Source organism: Streptomyces sp. NPDC059455, from assembly GCF_042750115.1.
GTDB classification, from domain to species: Bacteria; Actinomycetota; Actinomycetes; order Streptomycetales; family Streptomycetaceae; genus Streptomyces; species Streptomyces endocoffeicus.
This window is the reverse complement of sequence record NZ_JBHYVB010000077.1, coordinates 44226-48111: the sequence shown is the minus strand read 5'-3', so window position 1 is coordinate 48111 and position 3886 is coordinate 44226. Positions and strand designations below refer to the sequence as shown.

The 3886-nt window shown below is 73.0% G+C and carries 3 protein-coding genes and 1 pseudogene; 2 read left to right on the top strand and 2 right to left on the bottom strand.

What is annotated here, in order from left to right:
* Both ACFXB5_RS25865 and ACFXB5_RS25860 read left to right on the top strand, forming a co-directional pair.
* On the top strand, window positions 1–1280 hold a 1280-nt coding region (locus ACFXB5_RS25865; RefSeq protein WP_385211917.1), incomplete at its 5' end, for a globin domain-containing protein.
* A 166-nt stretch (window positions 1281–1446) separates the two neighbouring features.
* Window positions 1447–2092, top strand: a pseudogene (locus ACFXB5_RS25860) (pyridoxamine 5'-phosphate oxidase family protein); the annotation flags it as partial.
* A 737-nt stretch (window positions 2093–2829) separates the two neighbouring features.
* Here ACFXB5_RS25860 and ACFXB5_RS25855 read toward each other — a convergent pair.
* Both ACFXB5_RS25855 and ACFXB5_RS25850 read right to left on the bottom strand, forming a co-directional pair.
* On the bottom strand, window positions 2830–3357 hold the full coding sequence (locus ACFXB5_RS25855) for an NUDIX domain-containing protein (protein WP_385211915.1): 528 nt from the start codon (window positions 3355–3357) through the stop codon (window positions 2830–2832).
* 42 nt (window positions 3358–3399) lie between these two features.
* On the bottom strand, window positions 3400–3886 hold a 487-nt coding region (locus tag ACFXB5_RS25850; protein WP_385211913.1), incomplete at its 5' end, for a LysR substrate-binding domain-containing protein.

Here is a 3886-nt window from a genome sequence, read left to right as displayed (position 1 = left end):
GCCCCGGGGGTCACGGTCCGGCGGGTCACGGCCCCGCCGCCCCCGGCCCCGCGGCCCGCGGGCGCGAGGAGCATCAGCGCCCCGACGAGGTGGCCCCGGCCCCGCAGGACGTCCGGCCCGGCCTCGACTCGCCGTTCGCCGTCCCCGAGACCGCCTCGCCCGACGCGATCCTGCTGCGCCGCACCATGGCCGAGGTCGAGCCGATCAGCGACAAGGTCACCTCGTACTTCTACGCGCTGCTCTTCGTCCAGCACCCCGAGCTGCGGCCGCTCTTCCCCGCCGCCATGGACGCCCAGCGCGACCGGCTGTTCAAGGCGATCCTCACCGCCGCCCGGCTCATCGACGACCCCGACATCCTCACCGAGTTCCTCTCCCGGCTCGGCCGCGGCCACCGCAAGTACGGCACCCAGCCCGAGCACTACCCCGCCGTCGGTGAGTGCCTGATCGGCGCGCTCACCCGCTACGCCGTCACCACCTGGAACGACGAGGCCGAGGCCGCCTGGGTGCGGGCCTACACCGCGATCTCCCAGATCATGATCGACTCGGCCGCCGAGGACGAGCTGATCGCCCCCGCGTGGTGGCAGGCCGAGGTGGTCGGGCATGAGCTGCGCACCCACGACATCGCCGTGATCACCGTCCGCCCGGACCAGCCGTACCCCTTTCTGGCGGGCCAGTACACATCACTGGAAACGCCCTGGTGGCCGCGGGTCTGGCGGCACTATTCATTCGCCGCGGCGCCGCGCCCCGACGGGCTGCTCTCCTTCCATGTGAAGGCCGTCCCGGCCGGATGGGTGTCCTCCGCGCTGGTGCACCGGGCCCGCCCTGGCGATGTGATCCGCCTCGGGCCCCCCGCCGGTTCCATGACGGTCGACCACGCCAGCGACAACGGGCTGCTCTGCCTCGGCGGCGGCACCGGTATCGCGCCGATCAAGGCGCTGGTCGAGGACGTCGCCGACCACGGCCGCAACCGTACGGTCGAGGTCTTCTACGGCGCCCGCAACGATCACGATCTGTATGACATCGACACCATGCTGCGGCTGGCCCAGAAGCATCCGTGGCTCGCGGTCCGCCCCGTCGTCTCCGACGGCCCGACCAACGGCCTCAGCGGCCGGCTGCCCGACGCCGTGCGGCAGTACGGCCCGTGGAACGCGTTCGACGCCTATCTCTCCGGGCCGCCCGGGATGATCCGCAGCGGTGTCGACGCCCTGATGGGCATCGGCATTCCGTCGCACCGCATCCGGCACGACTCCATCGAGGAGCTCGCCGCGGCCGCGGAATAGGGCACGGGCACGGACGGCATACGGCGAAACAACAACACTAGGCAGGCATTCCGGCGATTCCGGACGGCGAATCAGGACGGGGACGAGAACCGTGGACAGTGCGGAGCACCTGGACGACCGCGCGTGGCGTCCCGGGAGCGACGGCGAACACCATCTGCAGCGGCGACTGGGCACCGTCGACCGCGCCGACCGCTTCTACGACGATCAGGTGCTGGATCACCTGAATGTCCGGATGCGGGAGTTCATCGGGCGCCAGGAAATGTTCTTCCTGGCCACCTCCGACCAGCACGGGGAGTGCGACAGCACGTTCCGGGCCGGTCCGCCCGGTTTTCTGAGAGTGCTCGACACGCGCACGCTGGCCTATCCCGAATACCGGGGGAACGGCGTCCTGGCCAGCCTCGGCAATATCCAGGAGAACCCCCACCTGGGCATACTCATGGTCGACTTCTTCCGGGACCGGATCGGGCTGCATGTGAACGGCCGGGCCCGGGTGGTGGAGGACGCCGAGATGCGAGAGGCGTACTCGGGGCTGCCGGTGGACCCGGTGCCAGGGCGGCGCGCGGTGGTGTGGGTCGAGGTGACCATCGAGGAGGCGTACATCCACTGCGCCAAGCACATCCCGCACCTCCAGAAGGTCCCGGCGCAGCGGCGCACCGGCGGTGGCGACGCCGCCCGGCGCCGGGGGCCCTCCGGTGACCAGGCCATCGAGCACGACCGGGAGCGGGACTGGGGGACGGACGACGTCAAGCGGAAGGGCGGCGACTTCTTCGGCGCCGCGGCCGAGGCCCGCGAGGGCCGCAGGGTTCCGCCTGCGCCGCCCGTTCCGCCTGCCCAGCCTGCCCCTCTCGCCCAGCCCGTTCCGCCTGCCCAGCCTGCCCCTCTCGCCCAGCCCGTTCCGCCTGCTCCGCCCGTCTCACGGCCCTCGTGGGCGGTGGACCTGCCGGGCCAGGCCGCCCGGCCTGTTCCGGCCGCTCAGACCGAGCTGGGGGCCTCGCACCCTCAGACTCCGGCCGCCCCGGCCGCCCCGGGCACTCAGCCGCTGACGGACTCGGACACTCAGGTCCTGGCCATCCCTCCGGCCCCGCCCACGTCACCGGTCTCGTGGCCGGTGGGCCTACCTGCCCAGACCGCCCCGACGGTCCCGACGGCCCCCACGGTCCCGGCTGCTCAGGACGCCCTCGGGCCTCAGGCTCCGATCGTCGGACCGGCGGCGCAGCCCCAGCCGATCGCACAGCCCCAGCCGATCGCGCAGCCCGAACCGGCCGCGCAGCCCGAACCGGCCGACCCCACTCGGCGGGCCGCTGAGCCCTCCGTCGTGCGTGATCTCAGCTCGGCCATCCGGCGGCCGGGCCGTCGCGAGGCGGGGCCCGAGGACTGGCGGGAGGAGGCCGAGCGGGTGCTGGCCGAGGCACGTCAGCGGGCGGCCCGGAAGACCCAGCAGCCGTTCAGCGGCTGGTTCCGTTAGGCCCTGCCCCGACAGAGCCCAGCAACTGCTGATCCTGTCCGCGAGGACCCGCCCGTCAGGGCTTCGCTTCGCTCAGCCGAGGTCTCAGCCGAGGTCGTCCGCGAGCAGGGCCAGCACGCCCTCGATGTTGGCGTCGAGATAGGCCCGCAGCGAGGGCGGCACCACCTCGACCGAGGCGATCCCCTCGCGGGTGAACGGGACGCTCACCACGTCGTACTCCCCGCACGGCTCGTCCACCTCCGGGCCGTGCCGCCGGCTGAGGTCCATCGAGGCGAGTCTGCAGACGAAGAAGTGCTGCACCTTCACACCGGCCGCGCCCACACGCCCAGAGCCCTCAGCGCCCTCGGCGCCCTCGGCGCCCTCATCGGGATGCGGGACGGTGTCGACGAAGGCGGGCACCACGTCCGTCACCTTCGCGCCCAGTTCCTCGTCCACCTCGCGGTACAGGGCCTCGACGACGGTCGCGTCCTCGGGCTCCATCCCGCCGCCCGGAGTGATCCAGTACGGCGCCTGGCCGGGCTTGGTGCGCTTGATCAGGATCATGCGGGGCGCGGTGTCGCCATCGAGGAGAATGGCACGGGCGGTGCGCTTGACCACGGGTCGTTCGGTCATGCAGGACATCTGCCGCACCCTTGGTCCCGCGAAACCACTTACTCACCAATCGACAGCCGCACGCAACAGCCACTCGTGCGTCCGCGCGATATGCGGCAGCGCGAGTGCCCCCGTCCGTACCACCAGGAAATAGGTGCGCAGCGGCGGCACGGGCGGGTTGAGCAGGGCCACCACCTCCCCGGCGTCCAGCGCGTCCATGCACAGATAGCGCGGCAGGACGCCGAGCCCCGCGCCCCGCGCGACGCAGGCGAGCACCGCGCGCAGATCGGGCGCGATGATCGTGCCGGCGGTGACCGGCCGGGTGTCGAAGACGGCCGACCAGTAGCGGGTGACCAGCGGCAGGCTCTCATGCACCTCGACGACGGGCAGCGCCTCCAGCGCCCGTACCCCCTTGACCTGGAGCACCGCTGGGCCGCCGAGCCGGGGGGGGCCCCCCGGGGCGGCGCCCCCCACAAGGCGCGCCGGGCGCACCCGGGGGGGGGGCGCCCCCCCCCCCCCGCGGCGGGGGGGGGGGGGTGGGCCGGGGGGT

Excerpts from the sequence above, each read along its gene's own strand:
- ACFXB5_RS25855 (WP_385211915.1), bottom strand. The coding sequence starts at position 3,357 with ATGACCGAACGACCCGTGGTCAAGCGCACCGCCCGTGCCATTCTCCTC.